Origin of the sequence: Sutcliffiella horikoshii, from assembly GCF_044809035.1 — a bacterium.
GTDB lineage: Bacteria > Bacillota > Bacilli > Bacillales > Bacillaceae_I > Sutcliffiella_A > Sutcliffiella_A horikoshii_G.
Genome location: NZ_CP085237.1, coordinates 3,215,057 through 3,230,670 on the forward strand (window position 1 = coordinate 3,215,057; position 15,614 = coordinate 3,230,670).

Sequence of the window (15,614 nt, forward strand, 5' to 3'; positions counted from 1 at the left end):
GTTTAGAAAATTATTTATTTAAGCTGTTTTTCGCAGCAGTTGCCAATTCAGCAAATGCTTTTTCGTCGCTAACTGCTAGCTCAGCTAACATTTTGCGGTTTACTTCGATTCCAGCTACTTTCAAACCGTGCATTAGACGGCTGTAAGAAAGACCGTTCATGCGAGCCGCTGCGTTGATACGAGCGATCCAAAGCTTACGGAAGTCGCGCTTCTTCTGGCGACGATCGCGGTAAGCGTACATTAGGGATTTCATTACTTGTTGGTTAGCTACTTTATATAAAGTGTGTTTAGAACCGTAATAACCTTTGGCTAATTTAATGACTTTTTTACGACGTTGGCGTGTTACTGTACCGCCTTTAACTCTTGGCATTATGAATACCTCCTATAAAAAATATTATCTTAAGTTGTCTAACATGTGACGGATGCGTTTGAAATCACCTTTGCTGACCATAGCTGATTTACGAAGTTTACGCTTTTGCTTTTGAGACTTGTTAGCGAATAAGTGACTTGTGTATGCGTGAGAACGCTTCAAGCTACCAGATCCAGTTTTCTTGAATCTTTTTGCTGATCCGCGATGAGTTTTCATTTTAGGCATTGGAGTTCCTCCTCATATGAATTACTTTTCGTTTTTAGGTGCCAGTATTAAAAACATGCTGCGTCCATCCATTTTTGGATGAGACTCAATTGTTGAAACTTCTGCACATGCTGCAGAGAAACGATCAAGCACACGCTGACCAATTTCTTTATGCGTAATCGCACGTCCTTTGAATCGGATCGATGCTTTTACTTTGTCTCCTTTTTCAAGGAACTTTATTGCATTGCGAAGTTTCGTATTGAAGTCATGCTCATCAATAGTAGGACTTAAACGAACTTCCTTTAAGCTGATTACTTTTTGGTTTTTACGCGCTTCTTTGTCTTTCTTCTGTTGCTCGAAACGGAACTTTCCGTAGTCCATAATTCGGCATACAGGAGGTTTCGCATTAGGCGCAACCATTACTAAGTCAAGGTTAGCACGTGCTGCAATTTCCAGCGCTTCTACTTTTGACTTAATTCCTAGCTGATCTCCATTTTGACCGATAAGACGTACTTCACGGGCACGAATGCCATCGTTTACCATCATGTCCTTGCTAATAATTAGCCACCTCCAAGGTTTTTTCCGAACACCGTTTGACGAACAATTTACTCTTTTGTACAAACAAAAAAGTGTGGGTATACACATACACCCACACTTTACGATTACATAAGTAAAAGATAGAATCTTTCTCGTAAAACCTGCCAACTGCATGAACTGCGTCAATCAGGTGAGAAGCGGGTGCTTCTTCTTGTCCTCAAACAAGTATTCAATTTGACCTTGTATAATATATCATTAATGATGATTGATTGTCAAGAATTCGTATCAAATGAAACAACGTTTTAAATGATATCAGATAAATTACGTTTGTGCAATAGTTTTTTTCTTTATGGTTAAACTCCCTGTCTCGTTTCGTTCCGGGTGGTCGCTTTCTGCGGGACGGTGCTTGAGCCTCCTCACAACGCTTCAGGCGTCTCAAACTACCGTTATCCCCCGCAGGAGCCGACCACCCTGCATTTCAGTCGACAGGGGGAGTTGTCAAATCACTCTGTGCTAAGCCTACTGTCGAAAACTACGCATTTACTGTCCGTTCGATGTGAAATACTGTCCGAAATTTAAAAATACGAGCGAAAGTACGGCATTTACTGTCCAAACTACCTGGAATACAAGCTAAACGACAAATTCTGCTAATTTTCGACAAACGATCAAACAAAGGAAATGCCCCGGCATCTTCAGCCAAGGCATTCCCCCTTCATAAAAAGCTTATCTCTTCGCTTCTTTCACTAAGTCATCCACAAATTTCTCTAGTGAGATTGTTTCGGATTTTTGTTCGCCGTATTTACGGACGTTTACTGCGCGTTCTTGGATTTCATTGTCGCCTAGCACTAGCATATATGGGATCTTTTGCATTTGCGCTTCACGGATTTTGTAGCCGATTTTTTCGTTTCTTTCGTCCATTTCCACGCGGATTCCTTTAGATTTCAGAAGGTCTTGCACTTCTTTTGCATAATCGAAATGCGCATCAGGTGATACAGGGATTACCTGCACCTGTACTGGCGCCAACCAAGTCGGGAATGCACCTTTGTACTCTTCGATCAAGAATGCCACAAAGCGCTCCATTGTCGATACGACACCGCGGTGGATAACAACCGGGCGGTGTTGCTTGCCGTCTTCCCCTACATAAGTGAGGTCGAATTTCTCTGGCAATAAGAAGTCAAGCTGTACAGTGGATAGAGTCTCTTCTTTTCCAAGAGCTGTGCGTACTTGAACGTCTAGCTTAGGGCCGTAGAATGCCGCTTCGTCAATTGCTTCAAAATAATCAAGACCAAGCTCATCCATTGCTTCCTTCAGCATGCCTTGTGCTTTTTCCCACATTGCATCGTCATCAAAATACTTCTCTTTATTTTCAGGATCGCGGTAGGATAGACGGAAGGAATAGTCATCCAGGCCGAAATCTTTATATACTTCAAGAACAAGGTTCACTACACGCTTTAGTTCATCCTTAATTTGGTCAGGACGAACGAAGATGTGTGCATCGTTCAGAGTCATCCCACGTACACGTTGCAGTCCTGCAAGCGCACCAGACATTTCATAGCGGTGCATCGTTCCAAGTTCCGCGATACGAACCGGAAGCTGACGGTAACTGTGGATGCTGTTTTTGTACACCATCATGTGGTGCGGACAGTTCATCGGACGAAGAACCAGTTGCTCGTTATCCATTTCCATTGGAGGGAACATGCCGTCCTGATAGTGATCCCAGTGACCGGAAGTTTTATAAAGCTCCACGCTACCCATTACTGGAGTGTATACGTGGTCGTAGCCAAGCTCCACTTCTTTGTCAACGATATAACGCTCGATTACGCGGCGGATTGTTGCACCTTTTGGTAACCATAACGGCAAGCCTTGCCCAACTTTTTGTGAGTTGAAGAAAAGGTCCAGCTCTTTTCCAATTTTACGGTGATCACGCTCTTTTGCCTCTTCCAATAGACGAAGATGCTCATCAAGCTCTGCTTTTTTGAAGAAGGCAGTTCCGTAAATACGTTGAAGCATTTTGTTCTTGCTGTCGCCTCTCCAGTATGCTCCGGCGATGCTCAACAGCTTGAACTCTTTGATTTTCCCAGTGGATGGTACATGGATTCCACGGCAAAGGTCGAAAAATTCACCCTGTTCGTAGATGGAGATTGTTTCTCCTTCCGGCAGCTCGCGAATCAATTCAAGCTTCAGCTCATCATTTAGTTCTTCGTAGCGGCGCAGTGCCTCTTCTCTGCTCACTTCCACACGAACAACATCCAGGTTTTCGCTGACGATTTTCTTCATTTCTTTTTCGATTTTTTGAAGGTCTTCTGGAGTTAATGATTCCTCCATGTCGATATCGTAGTAGAATCCGTTCTCGATTACGGGACCGATTCCAAGTTTCACGTTGCCGTATAGACGTTTGATCGCTTGTGCCATCAAGTGGGCAGTACTGTGTCGCATGATTCCAAGCGCTTCGTCGGAGTCTTGCATGATGATGCTGATTTCTCCGTCTATTTTAATCGGGGAACGCAGGTCAATGTGCTCTCCGTTTAGCTTTCCAGCGATTGCTTTCTTTTTCAGACCCGGACTGATGGATGCAGCGATATCTTCTGTTGTTGTACCACGTTCAAACTCCTTTACCGCTCCGTCTGGAAATGTGATCTTCATTAAATCCGACATCTCTGTCACCTCTTCTTTAGAATTTTTGTTGGTTCATATAACGCCGCAATTACTTTCCCAAACGGTTTTTAGAACCAAAATAAAAAAACCCGCCCCTTATTTAAAATAAGGGACGAGTTTAATATCCGTGTTTCCACCCAAGTTCCCATCTTCCTAATGTGTGGAGTACTTTGCACTCCTTAAAAAGACGGCTTCATTATTGGATAACGAGGGATTTCCCCGTCAACAGCTACTATAATGTTCACTGTTGAAGTTCAGAGGTGGTTAGGGTTTTAATCGTGATAGGAAGCTTGCAGCCGACGACTTCCCTCTCTAAAATCCGTTTTAAAACACTCATGTCCTCATCAATACTTTTTGAGCTATGAAGTTAAAATTGATTATGTAGGTTATTATATTCCCCTGTTAAAGGAAAATCAAGTAGTCACTTTAATCAATTTTACTTTTATTTTGCCCAAAATAGTGAAAAGGTAAAACAACTGCCCGCTCTTCAAAGATATTCCGGATTGTCTCCACAAGCTGATGCTCTGTATGATCTGTGTAGAGAAACAGTTTTTTCGGCGCAATAGAAACCAATGGAGCAAGCACAACCGAGTCTATATAATAGGAATAATTGTTAAAATGAGTGCGATTCATGAATTTGATGAGCTGATTTTTAGGGATATGCGAAAAAGACTTATCATAAAAATCAAATTGATATTGATAGACAAGATGTAATTCATCAAGCTTTGAATCTGTTGTCGTCAACAATTCACGAAGTTGATGGACGAACGATTGATACTCCTGTTCCAGCTTGTACTCATCTATAGCTGCTTCCACAAATACTTGCAGGCCTTCAAAATACTCTTTTAACCGGAACATAATAAAGGAATCAAATGAAAACGATACAGGCTCTTGGAAGAAGGACTGCATGACAGTTTCCAACTGGGCATCCCGCTGGTCTATGGCAGGGAGATTTGGTATATCCGTTCGTTCTCCAAGCAGGATGGACTGCAGGATACATAGGATCTGTTCCTGTTCTTCTTCCTCTTTATAATAAAACGAGTTTTCCAATACAGACAATATCCATTCTTTTTCCTTGGTACGGTGAATGTAATATTTCAGCACTGGGGCAATGGTATTTCTGTAAAAATGAACATCCTTAGATTCCACGACGATTTTTTCTTTATGTAAAGAAAGGATAGAATCACTCTCAGGATTTTTTTCTAATAAATTCAAATATATAGCATTCGCGTCCGATTCATTTCGAAAGGAAATCTCAAACAAGTTTGTCCCCCCTTTGGTACACCTAATTCCATGTATATGGGCACGGGGATGGAAAAATGAATAAATATAAAAAAATATGCACCAATCCTTTGTATAAGGGATTAGTGCATTTTATATCTGTTTATGAAAATGGAAAATCGCCGATGATTACTTCTAGATGACCTGGAAGAATGGAGACAGTAGAAGGTGTGTGGGAGGTCTTTTCCCCGTCTGTATCGATTTCCTGTTTTGGAGCAGCTTGCACCTTCACTTCTTTTGCACGGAAATAAATAAGGTCGTCGTTTCCTTCTGCCGGGAATTCTTTTTGGAGTCTTGTTTGCATCCATGTCCAAAGTTGAGCTATGGACGTCTGCTTGATAATCAACACATCGAGTTCACCGTCCTGCACGCTTGAGGATGGAAAAAATGATTGAATGCCGCCTAAGAACGAACCATTTCCAATCAGCAGCATGACAGCATCCCCTTCGAAAGAGGTTGTTTCACTTTCTATTGTAAGCTGAAACGGTTCTTCCTCCAGGACAGTTTGACCGGCACTGATATAATAAGAAAGCTTACCAAGAAGTTGTTTCGTCCCGCTCTCGATGTTATCTGAGACCTTTGAGACCAACCCGATTCCCCAGAAATTCAAGAAGTACTGATCATCACTTTTACCGACATCGACCTTTTCTGTACGCTTCTCTATAATCTGTTCCACTGCTTTTAGCGGATGTTGATGGATTCCAAGCGTTCGTGAAAAATCATTGCAGGTTCCGCCGGGTATGATGGCAAAAACAGGTCTCTTCTTTAAAGGAGCCAAGGCATTGATTAATTCAAAGATGGTTCCGTCCCCGCCAGCGCCGATGAGCAAATCGACATGATCCGCCAGCTTTTCCACGAGTCTGGCACCATCGCCTTCTTTTTCTGTAGGATGGATGGTCACTTCTTCAAATGCGGTCAATAGCATATCTTCCATTTGATTGATAGAATTTAGCAGCTTTTTGTTTCCAGCATTGGGATTTACGATTACCGCAACTCTTTTCAAAGGTTATTCCCCTTTTCTTTAGTCATATAGTAGACGATACCCTTTTTCTGTAGTATTAACATGTGATTGGAATTATTTTACGTGTTATTGATCCAACTTTATCTTTTTCTCTTTCATTTTTGCCAAGCGTTCCATCAACTTCTGCTTTTCGTCTTCTTCTACTTCTTTGAACTTATCAGACTGACTATCTGGGGAATCTGACTCAGTTGCCGCTCCGTCCGAGCTGACAAAACGGTTGCGTACCACTTTGCCTGTCTTGGCCTTAGAGGCACTACCTCCACCAGTACCTTTAGCGGCTGGCTTTGTATCCGCCCAATTCTGGTATTGGCGATGTTCCTCTTTTGCAAGTTCCATGGCTTCACTGACGGTTTTCACCTGTTTGCGCGCCCAGTGACTTGCGATTTTCTCCACATATTTGCGGTTGAGCTTCATATCTGTTTTCAATAACACATAATAAAGCAACACATTTACTACCCCTGGCGTCAATTGTTGTTTGAACATGACGTCTTCCACTATTCGAAGATCAGAGGCAGAAGGTTCCGATCCACCTGAGAGGTCTGTAAGCATTTGCTTGGGCGATACATTCTCCAATTGTTGAATGAGCTGTTCATCCTTCGTTGCAGGTTTTTTGTCCGAAAATTGTCTAAGATTCAACGGTTGCGTTTTTTCCACAATACCAGGCAGTGTATCCTGGTATTCCAGCTGATACCAGTCTCTTGCCGCTTTGCGGAGTTTTTCTAGACCCACTTTTTCATCAACATCTATCACATTCATCATCAGATCGCGCATCGAAATTGGATCAATGGTATAGATGAAGGATAGTTTCACAATCGCTTCCTTCACTTTAGCGGTGATGGATTTTTTCGGGATGACAACCTCAGATAACCCTGCAAAAAAGAGGTCAAAGTCAAACACCTCTTCTCCTACCTTTGGCTCGCTTCCCTTTTTACGGTCCATCCACTCTTCGCCTTCAGACAATGGGAGTTCCTCCATCATTTCCTCATTTGCTGCATATGCCAGATTCTCCGATTGAACAGACTGAAAAACGTCACTGAAGCTACGAGTCACTTCTTGAAATTCTTCTAGAGGGATGACTTTATCGGAAAAATATTTTTTTACACTTGCGTATTTATTTTTTCCTAATCGATTATATAAGTAAATGGTCAGCATTGGTTCTGAAAAGAAGGCTTCCGGGGAGAGGGGAGGTTGAAGTTCATAAATGAAGGTGCGAAGTTGATCATCTTCCTTGACCCAAGTTTTCAAAAGACCGATACCTTCAAGCTTCATTCTTTCCTGATGGATATCTTTTAAATTGCATTGCATCGTGGTCATAATTCCATGATGCGTCGTTTCTCCGCCCCATAAGCGATCTTGGTCCAGTTCACTCCAGAGGGTCATGTATAAACTAAGTCCCCTGAATCCAAGCAATGGTTGATAAAGCATGGTAAGAAGTTTACGGTCAAACTGTTGAAGCACTCCATTTGAGCGTACGATATACCGGTCTACAGGGACCAGCTCTTTCCAATGGCGATCAGACATGACACATCCAAACCTTTCTCTTATTGAAATAATGGAAAGAGAGAGGCAGATAAATTCCTCTCTCACTTAGGGTTCCTAATCGCGGCAACCTTATTTTCTTTCTTTATCAATAATTTCTTTTAACTCATCCAAAAAAACATTGATATCCTTGAATTGACGGTAAACGGATGCAAAGCGGACATATGCCACTTCATCGATCTTGGATAATCTCTCCATTACCATTTCTCCGACCATATCGCTTTTCACTTCGGAAATACCGATATTTCTCAATTCTTTTTCTACTTCCACCACAATGTCTTCCAGTTGCTTAAGTGCAACCGGTCTTTTCTCGCATGCTCGTATTAAACCTCTCAGCACTTTTTCCCTGCTGAATTCTTCTCGGATTCCTTCTTTTTTCACGACGATAAGCGGCATTTCTTCCACCTTTTCAAACGTCGTAAAACGATAGGAGCATGATTCGCACTCTCTTCTCCTTCTGATGGATCGGCCCTCTTCTACAGGGCGAGAATCTAATACTTTCGTCCCATTATGGTGACAGGCAGGACATTTCATGATAGTTTCCACTCCGTTTCCAATCTACTTTTTCCCCGAATTCAGCCCGGATCCAATATAGATCATCGATTTATCAACCCGTTCATACATCTGTTTGATCAATTGACGACTGTATCCAAAATCGAAAGGTAGCTTGGTTTCTGTTGTAACGGAAAAATCAATTGCCGTTTCAAAAGGACGGACAGATATAACCGTGACAATGACGAACGCTTTTCTGCCTTTGTTCACTTGCAATGCCATTTCCCCGTGCTCTGCTGAAACAGATTTAACCGTTACCCCTTCCATATTGTTAAACATTTCTTGAAGTGCTTTCATTGCATTCTTATTGGTAGTTTTATAATAACGACTACGAAGGGATTCTTCCGTATGATTTTCCCGCGTTTCCGAATGATTGGTCAAAATACCTTTCAGCTTTTGTATCGCTCCCACTTTAGTCAGACAACCCCTTATACTTGTTGTTTTTTTATGTATAATATATTTTGAGTATAATAAAAAGAGGTGCATGCTATACACCTCTTTTTATTTTAATGCATTTAGTTATAATTTTAAAGAGCTTTCGCTTTGTTTACTTGAACAGGACCCATTCCACGTGGAAGCTCGATTGTTTCACGCGTCTGAGCATTTAAAGCAGTCGCAATATAGTCAGCTGAAATATTAGGATCTAATTCTCCGCATGTATAAACATCGATACTAGCATAACCGTGCTCTGGGAAGCTATGGATTGTTAAGTGGGATTCGGAAATAATGACAACTCCACTTACCCCTTGAGGTGCAAATTTATGAAAAGCTACCTCTCTTACTTCTGCACCAGATTTTAATGCAGCATCGACAAAAGTTTTTTCGATGTAATCCATATCATTCAATTTGTCAAAATCGCAACCCCATAATTCTGAAATAACGTGACGACCTACTGTTTCCATCTCACGTTCCCCCTTTTCATTTTTTAAAATACATGAATTCCTCAAAGGTGAAGATTGATTAATGTATTACTACCACGGGGGAAAGTTAGTCCAGAGAGGTCCTAACCCTTTAAGTAGCCACATAACCGTTTCAAGAAGTTCACGAAAAATAGTATAATGCTTTTATTTTAGATTTGCAACAGGCTTTTATGACTTTTTTTCTTACAAGCTATTTATTTAGGAAAATAGTTAAATTATGCCCCCAGATCTTACAATCTTTCCTTCCAATGCAAAAAAGCGGCTAACATGGAATGTTAACCGCTTACATTTATTTTAGTATACTATTATTTCAGGCTTTGTTAACCAGCCATAACTTCTTTAGATTCTACCATTTTTTCTGCCACGAATTGAACAAGATCTACCACTCGGCAGGAATATCCCCACTCGTTATCATACCAAGCTAATACTTTTACCTTTGTGTCGCCCATTACCATTGTAGATAATCCATCTATGATCGCTGAATGCGGGTTAGTGTTGAAGTCCACTGAAACTAGCGGTTCCATTGTCACTCCTAATATACCATCCAAGGAACCGATGGAAGCACTTTGGAACGCATCGTTCACGTCTTCTACCGTAACCGGCTTTTTCAAGTCCACCACTAGGTCTACAAGCGATACGTTAGGTGTTGGTACACGAAGCGCCATTCCATGCAGCTTACCCTTTAAGTGAGGCAGAACGAGGGATAATGCCTTTGCTGCCCCTGTAGAAGTTGGAATGATGGACTGGCCGCACGCTCTTGCTCTGCGCAGATCCTTATGCGGGTTATCAATATTTTTTTGATCGTTTGTGTAGGCATGGACTGTTGTCATTAACCCATTTTCAATTCCAAACTGCTGATCTAACACTTTTACAACCGGAGCTAGGCAGTTGGTCGTACAAGATGCGTTAGAGATGACAAAGTGCTCATTCATATCCAGTACTTCTTCATTTACTCCCATTACAATGGTCACATCTTCGTTTTTGCCTGGTGCTGTCAAAACTACCCGTTTTGCACCAGCTTGAAGATGAAGGGCCGCTTTATCTCGGGAATTGAATTTCCCTGTCGCTTCAATCACGATATCTATGTTCATTTCTTTCCAAGGCAGTTCTTCTGGATTACGATTGTTCACTAAATGAATGCGCTTACCATTTACGATTAAGGCATTGTCTTCTGCGTAAACGTCCGCATCGAAGCGTCCATGGTTTGTGTCATATTTAATAAGGTGAGCTAGCGTTTCCGCTGGATAGCTCGCATTGATTGCAACAATATTTAAGCCTTCTTCTTGGATGGCGCGTCTGAACACCATTCTCCCGATTCGTCCAAACCCGTTAATTGCAACCTTTGCCATCATGTAAATTCCCCATTTCTGTATATATGTTATACTTATTGATCTTTTATCCTGCAATTAGTATAACATAATTGATTTCTATATGTCATGTAAAAAATGCAAAAAGGGCATATCCCTATTTTTGGATATGCCAGTTGGTTAAGATTTCGTTTAGTTGTTGTTCTGTTTTGGTCAGGGTGCCGTTGTTGTCGATGACGGCATGGGAGAGTTTTACTTTTTCGGCAAGGGGCATCTGGGACTTTATTCTGTCTGTTGCTTCCTTTTCGGAAAGGTCGTTACGCTCCATTAAGCGTTTCAGTTGGGTTTTCTCCGTTACATAAACGAGGAGGGTTTTATCCACAAGGTAGGTCAGCTTGCTTTCAAAAAGTAAAGGGATATCCATTACAACTACCTCATGACCCTCTTCTATGTAGTTTTTTGTTTTCTCTTTCATGCTTGTCCTGATGCTTGGATGCATGATGCTGTTCAATTTTTGCCGCTTAGTTTCATCTTGAAAAATGATGCTGCCGAGTTTTGGCCTGTTCAGGGTTTTATCATCATTAAGTATTTCGGTCCCAAACTCACTCACCAATTTATTATAGGTATCTGTTCCAATTTCCACGACTTCACGCGCCACCACATCCGCATCCACGATTGGTATGTTTTTATCGCGGAACATATTGGCCACTGTACTTTTACCACTTGCAATTCCGCCGGTTAGTCCAATTATCAATGGCATGTACACTCCTCCTTTTAAAAAAAAGAGGCTGTGCTCGACAACCTCCTTTGTTTCTTCTTACATTTTAATAATTCCGATCACAATAAGTAATACGCCTGGTAAAAAGGAAAACTTATTAATCCACGAAACGGTGGAAAACAGCCTTCCCAATTTTATCCCGGTAATCACAAATAATGAACTCATTACAGCTACTGAAATCGCCATCACCCAAGGGGAGTAGCCGAGCAGGGCTGCACCGATTCCCGCACCAAACGCATCCAGGGACAGGGCAATGCCAAGAAAAAAAGCCTCTAGCCCCGTAATGGATCCGGAACGGTCAAAGTCAGCTTCTGTTGGCTTTCTCAGGATGTTTATTACAACACCAAGGGATTTGATTTCTAGATTAAACAAAATGCGTTCATCTGCGAACGAGGTGCTGTTTTCGGCTGTACTGGCACGGAAAAATTGATAGAGAACCCACATTCCTAGTAGGATAAGAATGCTTCCGCCAATTGTCTCTGCAAAAGCAGGGGAGAGAAATTTCATAAGTATGGTGCCTACTAACATGGCAAGCAAAAGCGAGACGGCCGAACAACAAGCGATGATACTGATCGATTTAAGCGGCATATGCATTTTTCTTAGGCCATATGTCAAGCCAACACTAAAGCTATCCAGACTAACAGCAAAGGCTAGTAGGATAAGTGAGATGTATGGAATCATTAAGAGCTCCTCCCTAACTATCACTACGATAGTATATGGCAGGAGCCCATTCGATGTGTTCTAATTATTTATTTACTCTAACTCCCTTTTGCCTTTCGCTCCGGGTGTTCGCTTTCCAGAGGGCGTGTGCTTGAGCCTCCTCGCTGAGCTGTGGGGTCTCAACCTACCGCTACCTCCCGCTGGAGTCTCGCACCCTGCTCTTCAGGCAAAAGGGTAGATTACAATCAACTTTTATTTAAGACTTGGGCTGACAGGTGGGGCAGGTGTGGGTGCCTCTGCCCGCTACGACGGTTTTTTCAATTTCATGGCCGCATTTTCTGCATGGCTCTCCTTTTCGGCCGTAGACGAAAAGCTCGAGCTGGAACATACCGATTTGACCTTGTGAGTTTACGTAGGAACGGATGGTGCTTCCGCCTTTGTCGACAGCTTCTTGAAGAGTCAGGACTATTTCACGTTGCAGCTCGATAAGCTCCTGCTCTTTCAAACTGCTTGCCGTTCTCTCGGGATGGATTCCCGCTCTGAATAATGCCTCATCCACATATATATTCCCAAGACCCACAACAACCGTTTGATCTAATAGGACTGCTTTGATATTCCGGTTTGTTTTGGCAAGTCTTTCTTTAAGAAGATCAAGGTTGAACTCATCCTCAAATGGTTCTGGTCCCAGACTTGCAAGCGACTTGGCTGCAAGTTCTTCGCCTTTTTTATAAAGATGAAGCGTTCCGAATTTGCGCACATCTTGGTAGCGAAGTTCCGTGCCGTCTTCAAAATAGAAGAAAACGTGGGTATGTTTATTTGCTGGCTCTTCACTCTGATAAAGGCCGTATTTGCCTTCCATTCTCAAATGAGAAACCATGCAATAGTCGTTAAGGTAGAAGAGGAGAAACTTTCCCCTTCTTCGTATTTCCACAATCTCTTGACCAATGAGCATCTCTTCGAAAAGGGCGGCATCATCCGGTTCCTTTATCATTTTCGGCCATAAAACTTTTACTTGTTTAATTTTTTTCCCTTGTACAAGCTGAACCAGCGTTTTTCTGACCGTTTCGACCTCAGGAAGTTCTGGCATGGTAGCACATCCTCACAAAACAATTATTTCGCGTCGTACCATGTAGAGCCGTAGGAATAATCCACTTTAAGCGGGACTTTTAATTCTACTGCCTGCTCCATCACCTCTGGTACAATCTTCTTTAATTTTTCAATTTCATCTTTAGGAGCCTCAAAAACAAGTTCATCATGTACTTGCAATAGGACTTTAGATTTCATATTTTCTTCTTCGAGTCTTTTTGCCATATCAATCATGGCTTTTTTAATGATATCAGCAGCACTACCTTGGATAGGCGTGTTCATGGCTGTTCGTTCCGCAAAGCTTCTCAGGTTAAAGTTGCTGCTTGTTATCTCTGGCAGGTAACGGCGGCGATGCAAGAGGGTTGTAACAAAGCCCTTATCCTTTGCATCCAGCACGCTATCTTCCATATATTCTTTTACTCCAGGGAAGCTTTCCAAGTATCTATCAATAAATGTTTTAGCATCTTTTCTTGTAATGCCCAAGCTCTGTGAAAGGCCATAATCACTGATACCATAGACTATCCCGAAGTTTACGGCTTTAGCCTGACGACGCATATTGGAGGTGACTTCCTCTTCTCCTACATGAAACACATCCATCGCCGTTTTTGTATGAATATCTGCATCTTCTTTAAATGCTTCAATCAGCTTTTCATCATTTGCAATATGTGCCAGTACCCTTAGCTCGATTTGGGAATAGTCTGCTGCAAATATAACCCAATCTTCATGGGAAGGAATAAATGCCTCTCTTATCTTTCTTCCTTCTTCTAGACGTACCGGTATGTTTTGCAGGTTTGGATCAATGGAACTCAAACGTCCGGTCTGCGTCAATGCTTGGTTGAAGCGTGTGTGTATTTTATGAGAGTCCTCATGGATTACCTTTAATAAGCCTTCAATATACGTGGATTTCAATTTCCCTAATTGACGATAGTGTAAAATTTGCTGGATAACTTCATGCTTGTCAGCAAGCTTTTCTAATACGTCTGCGGAAGTAGAGTATCCAGTTTTTGTTTTCTTAACCGGCGGTAAACCAAGCTTTTCAAAAAGAATCACACCAAGCTGCTTTGGAGAGTTGATATTGAATTTTTCACCCGCTAATTCAAAAATCTTCTCTTCAATTTTTTCTAACTTCTCACCAAGATCTGTTCCCATTTCCTCTAATCGTGCTTTATCCACTTTGATTCCGAGGGCTTCCATTTCCGCTAACACCAATGTTAACGGCATCTCTAATTCTTCAAATAGTTCCAATTGTTCATTATCCTTTAATTCGTGGATAAATGACTCTTTCATCTCCTGCATGGCAAACGTTTTTCTCACCAAGTGGTCTGCAACCGTCTGCTGATTCGGCACAGCACGCTTGGCACCTTTTCCGTATACCGCTTCATCCGTTTCTATCTGATAATAGCCTTTTTTACGGGCAATCTCTGCAAGATCTGTAGAGGTCTCAGAAGGGTTAACAATATAGGATGCAATGATAAAGTCAAAGTCGATCCCATTCAGTTCTATACCCTTCCACTTCAATGCAACAATCGCTCGTTTTGCATCAAATACTGTCTTTTTTCTCTTATGATCTGAAGCAAATGCAGCAAATTCCTCTGACTGCAACGCCACTTCTGTTGGGATAAAATAGTTGCCGTTCTCATTCACTAGTGCAATTCCTTGGATATCCGCTCGGTGATAATTTTCATCTAACACTTCCACCATGAAAAAGTTTTCGTTTGCAAAATATTCTTCTTTCACTTCTGTCAGAATTTCAAATGAAATATCCTCCAGGTCCTCTGTTATCGTTTCTCCATCTTCCCCAAGCTTGTCCAAAAGGGAATTGAAACTGAGCTCTTTGAAGATGGCTATCACTTTCTTATTATCGAACCCTTCATAGATAAGGTCTTCTACAGTAACCTCTACAGGTGCTTCAGTCATGATAGTTGCAAGCTTCTTGCTCATGATCGCCTGTTCTTTATTGTCCTCTAGCTTTTCTTTCAGTTTCTTCCCGCTGACCTGATCAATCGATTCAAGAATTGTTTCAATGGTGCCAAATTCTTTTAGCAGTTTGATGGCAGTTTTTTCTCCTACGCCAGGAACACCAGGGATGTTATCCGAAGAATCTCCCATAAGACCTTTCATGTCAATGATCTGGTCCACATTCAATCCGTATTTTTCCTCAATGAAAGCTGGAGTGTAGGAATCCACCTCTGTAATACCTTTTTTGGTGATATCAACGGTGATTTTATCTGTTGCAAGCTGTGTTAAATCTTTGTCACCTGAAATGATTTTCACTTCATAATCATCTTTGGCAGCTTGTTGAGCAAGTGTCCCGATAATATCATCCGCCTCGTATTCGGGCAGTTCGTATCTTTTTATGTTGTATGCGTCCAGAAGTTCTCTAAGGAAGGAAAATTGCTCGGACAGTTCAGGTGGAGTTTTTTGACGCCCCCCTTTGTATTCTCCGAACGTTTTATGGCGGAATGTTGTTTTGCCTGCATCAAATGCCACAAGCATATGGGTGGGCTTTTCTTCTTCTAAAATGCGCATCAGCATCATGGTAAATCCGTAGATGGCATTGGTATGTATTCCTTTTTCGTTACTCAATAGCGGAAGCGCAAAGAATGCACGATAGGCAATCGAGTTTCCATCAACTAATACTAGTTTATTTTTTGCCATGTTTACGACTCCTCCTTTGTATCTTTTTCATTTTTTTATATGTAAA

General features: G+C 41.7%; 15 protein-coding genes and 1 other annotated feature. All 15 genes read right to left on the reverse strand.

Annotation, left to right across the window (positions count from 1 at the left end):
• Positions 1–10 precede the first annotated feature (10 nt).
• The gene (rplT, locus tag LG307_RS16795; RefSeq protein ID WP_010195693.1) at positions 11–370 is read right to left on the reverse strand and encodes a 50S ribosomal protein L20; all 360 of its coding nucleotides are present in this window, start codon (positions 368–370) and stop codon (positions 11–13) included.
• Positions 371–394: 24 nt separating this feature from the next.
• The gene (gene rpmI, locus LG307_RS16800) at positions 395–595 is read right to left on the reverse strand and encodes a 50S ribosomal protein L35 (protein ID WP_010195692.1); all 201 of its coding nucleotides are present in this window, start codon (positions 593–595) and stop codon (positions 395–397) included.
• A gap of 21 nt (positions 596–616) precedes the next feature.
• Positions 617–1,135 (reverse strand): translation initiation factor IF-3, encoded by a 519-nt coding sequence (infC, locus tag LG307_RS16805; protein ID WP_083800939.1) that lies wholly within the window; start codon positions 1,133–1,135, stop codon positions 617–619.
• A gap of 56 nt (positions 1,136–1,191) precedes the next feature.
• Positions 1,192–1,330, reverse strand: a sequence feature (ribosomal protein L20 leader region).
• A gap of 504 nt (positions 1,331–1,834) precedes the next feature.
• The gene (gene thrS, locus LG307_RS16810) at positions 1,835–3,766 is read right to left on the reverse strand and encodes a threonine--tRNA ligase (protein WP_404444341.1); all 1,932 of its coding nucleotides are present in this window, start codon (positions 3,764–3,766) and stop codon (positions 1,835–1,837) included.
• Positions 3,767–4,192: 426 nt separating this feature from the next.
• Positions 4,193–5,029, reverse strand: a complete 837-nt coding sequence (gene ytxC / locus LG307_RS16815; protein WP_404444344.1) for a sporulation protein YtxC — start codon at positions 5,027–5,029, stop codon at positions 4,193–4,195.
• A gap of 121 nt (positions 5,030–5,150) precedes the next feature.
• Positions 5,151–6,050, reverse strand: coding sequence for a diacylglycerol/lipid kinase family protein (locus tag LG307_RS16820; RefSeq protein ID WP_404444347.1), 900 nt, complete (start codon positions 6,048–6,050; stop codon positions 5,151–5,153).
• 84 nt (positions 6,051–6,134) lie between these two features.
• On the reverse strand, positions 6,135–7,589 hold the full coding sequence (locus tag LG307_RS16825; protein ID WP_404444350.1) for a replication initiation and membrane attachment family protein: 1,455 nt from the start codon (positions 7,587–7,589) through the stop codon (positions 6,135–6,137).
• A 90-nt stretch (positions 7,590–7,679) separates the two neighbouring features.
• Positions 7,680–8,141 carry a transcriptional regulator NrdR gene (gene nrdR / locus LG307_RS16830; RefSeq protein ID WP_404444353.1) on the reverse strand — a complete coding sequence of 154 codons (462 nt, stop codon included), beginning with the start codon at positions 8,139–8,141 and terminating at the stop codon, positions 7,680–7,682.
• Positions 8,142–8,165: 24 nt separating this feature from the next.
• Entirely contained in the window at positions 8,166–8,570 is a 405-nt protein-coding gene (locus LG307_RS16835; protein ID WP_404444355.1) for a cytosolic protein, read from the reverse strand.
• A gap of 116 nt (positions 8,571–8,686) precedes the next feature.
• Positions 8,687–9,061, reverse strand: coding sequence for an adenosylmethionine decarboxylase (gene speD, locus LG307_RS16840; RefSeq protein ID WP_010195679.1), 375 nt, complete (start codon positions 9,059–9,061; stop codon positions 8,687–8,689).
• A 338-nt stretch (positions 9,062–9,399) separates the two neighbouring features.
• Positions 9,400–10,431, reverse strand: a complete 1,032-nt coding sequence (locus LG307_RS16845) for a glyceraldehyde-3-phosphate dehydrogenase (protein WP_404444358.1) — start codon at positions 10,429–10,431, stop codon at positions 9,400–9,402.
• A 112-nt stretch (positions 10,432–10,543) separates the two neighbouring features.
• Positions 10,544–11,146: a dephospho-CoA kinase gene (coaE, locus tag LG307_RS16850; RefSeq protein ID WP_404444361.1), complete on the reverse strand. Its 603-nt coding sequence runs from the start codon at positions 11,144–11,146 to the stop codon at positions 10,544–10,546.
• A 57-nt stretch (positions 11,147–11,203) separates the two neighbouring features.
• Positions 11,204–11,845, reverse strand: coding sequence for a sporulation membrane protein YtaF (gene ytaF, locus LG307_RS16855; protein ID WP_404444363.1), 642 nt, complete (start codon positions 11,843–11,845; stop codon positions 11,204–11,206).
• A gap of 235 nt (positions 11,846–12,080) precedes the next feature.
• Positions 12,081–12,911: a DNA-formamidopyrimidine glycosylase gene (gene mutM / locus LG307_RS16860; RefSeq protein WP_404444365.1), complete on the reverse strand. Its 831-nt coding sequence runs from the start codon at positions 12,909–12,911 to the stop codon at positions 12,081–12,083.
• Positions 12,912–12,934: 23 nt separating this feature from the next.
• Positions 12,935–15,568, reverse strand: coding sequence for a DNA polymerase I (gene polA / locus LG307_RS16865; RefSeq protein ID WP_404444368.1), 2,634 nt, complete (start codon positions 15,566–15,568; stop codon positions 12,935–12,937).
• Positions 15,569–15,614 lie beyond the last annotated feature (46 nt).

Excerpts from the sequence above, each read along its gene's own strand:
- nrdR (WP_404444353.1), bottom strand. The coding sequence starts at position 8,141 with ATGAAATGTCCTGCCTGTCACCATAATGGGACGAAAGTATTAGATTCT.
- ytaF (WP_404444363.1), bottom strand. The coding sequence starts at position 11,845 with ATGATTCCATACATCTCACTTATCCTACTAGCCTTTGCTGTTAGTCTG.
- LG307_RS16845 (WP_404444358.1), bottom strand. The coding sequence starts at position 10,431 with ATGATGGCAAAGGTTGCAATTAACGGGTTTGGACGAATCGGGAGAATG.
- mutM (WP_404444365.1), bottom strand. The coding sequence starts at position 12,911 with ATGCCAGAACTTCCTGAGGTCGAAACGGTCAGAAAAACGCTGGTTCAG.
- speD (WP_010195679.1), bottom strand. The coding sequence starts at position 9,061 with ATGGAAACAGTAGGTCGTCACGTTATTTCAGAATTATGGGGTTGCGAT.
- polA (WP_404444368.1), bottom strand. The coding sequence starts at position 15,568 with ATGGCAAAAAATAAACTAGTATTAGTTGATGGAAACTCGATTGCCTAT.
- thrS (WP_404444341.1), bottom strand. The coding sequence starts at position 3,766 with ATGTCGGATTTAATGAAGATCACATTTCCAGACGGAGCGGTAAAGGAG.
- LG307_RS16825 (WP_404444350.1), bottom strand. The coding sequence starts at position 7,589 with ATGTCTGATCGCCATTGGAAAGAGCTGGTCCCTGTAGACCGGTATATC.
- rpmI (WP_010195692.1), bottom strand. The coding sequence starts at position 595 with ATGCCTAAAATGAAAACTCATCGCGGATCAGCAAAAAGATTCAAGAAA.
- rplT (WP_010195693.1), bottom strand. The coding sequence starts at position 370 with ATGCCAAGAGTTAAAGGCGGTACAGTAACACGCCAACGTCGTAAAAAA.
- coaE (WP_404444361.1), bottom strand. The coding sequence starts at position 11,146 with ATGCCATTGATAATTGGACTAACCGGCGGAATTGCAAGTGGTAAAAGT.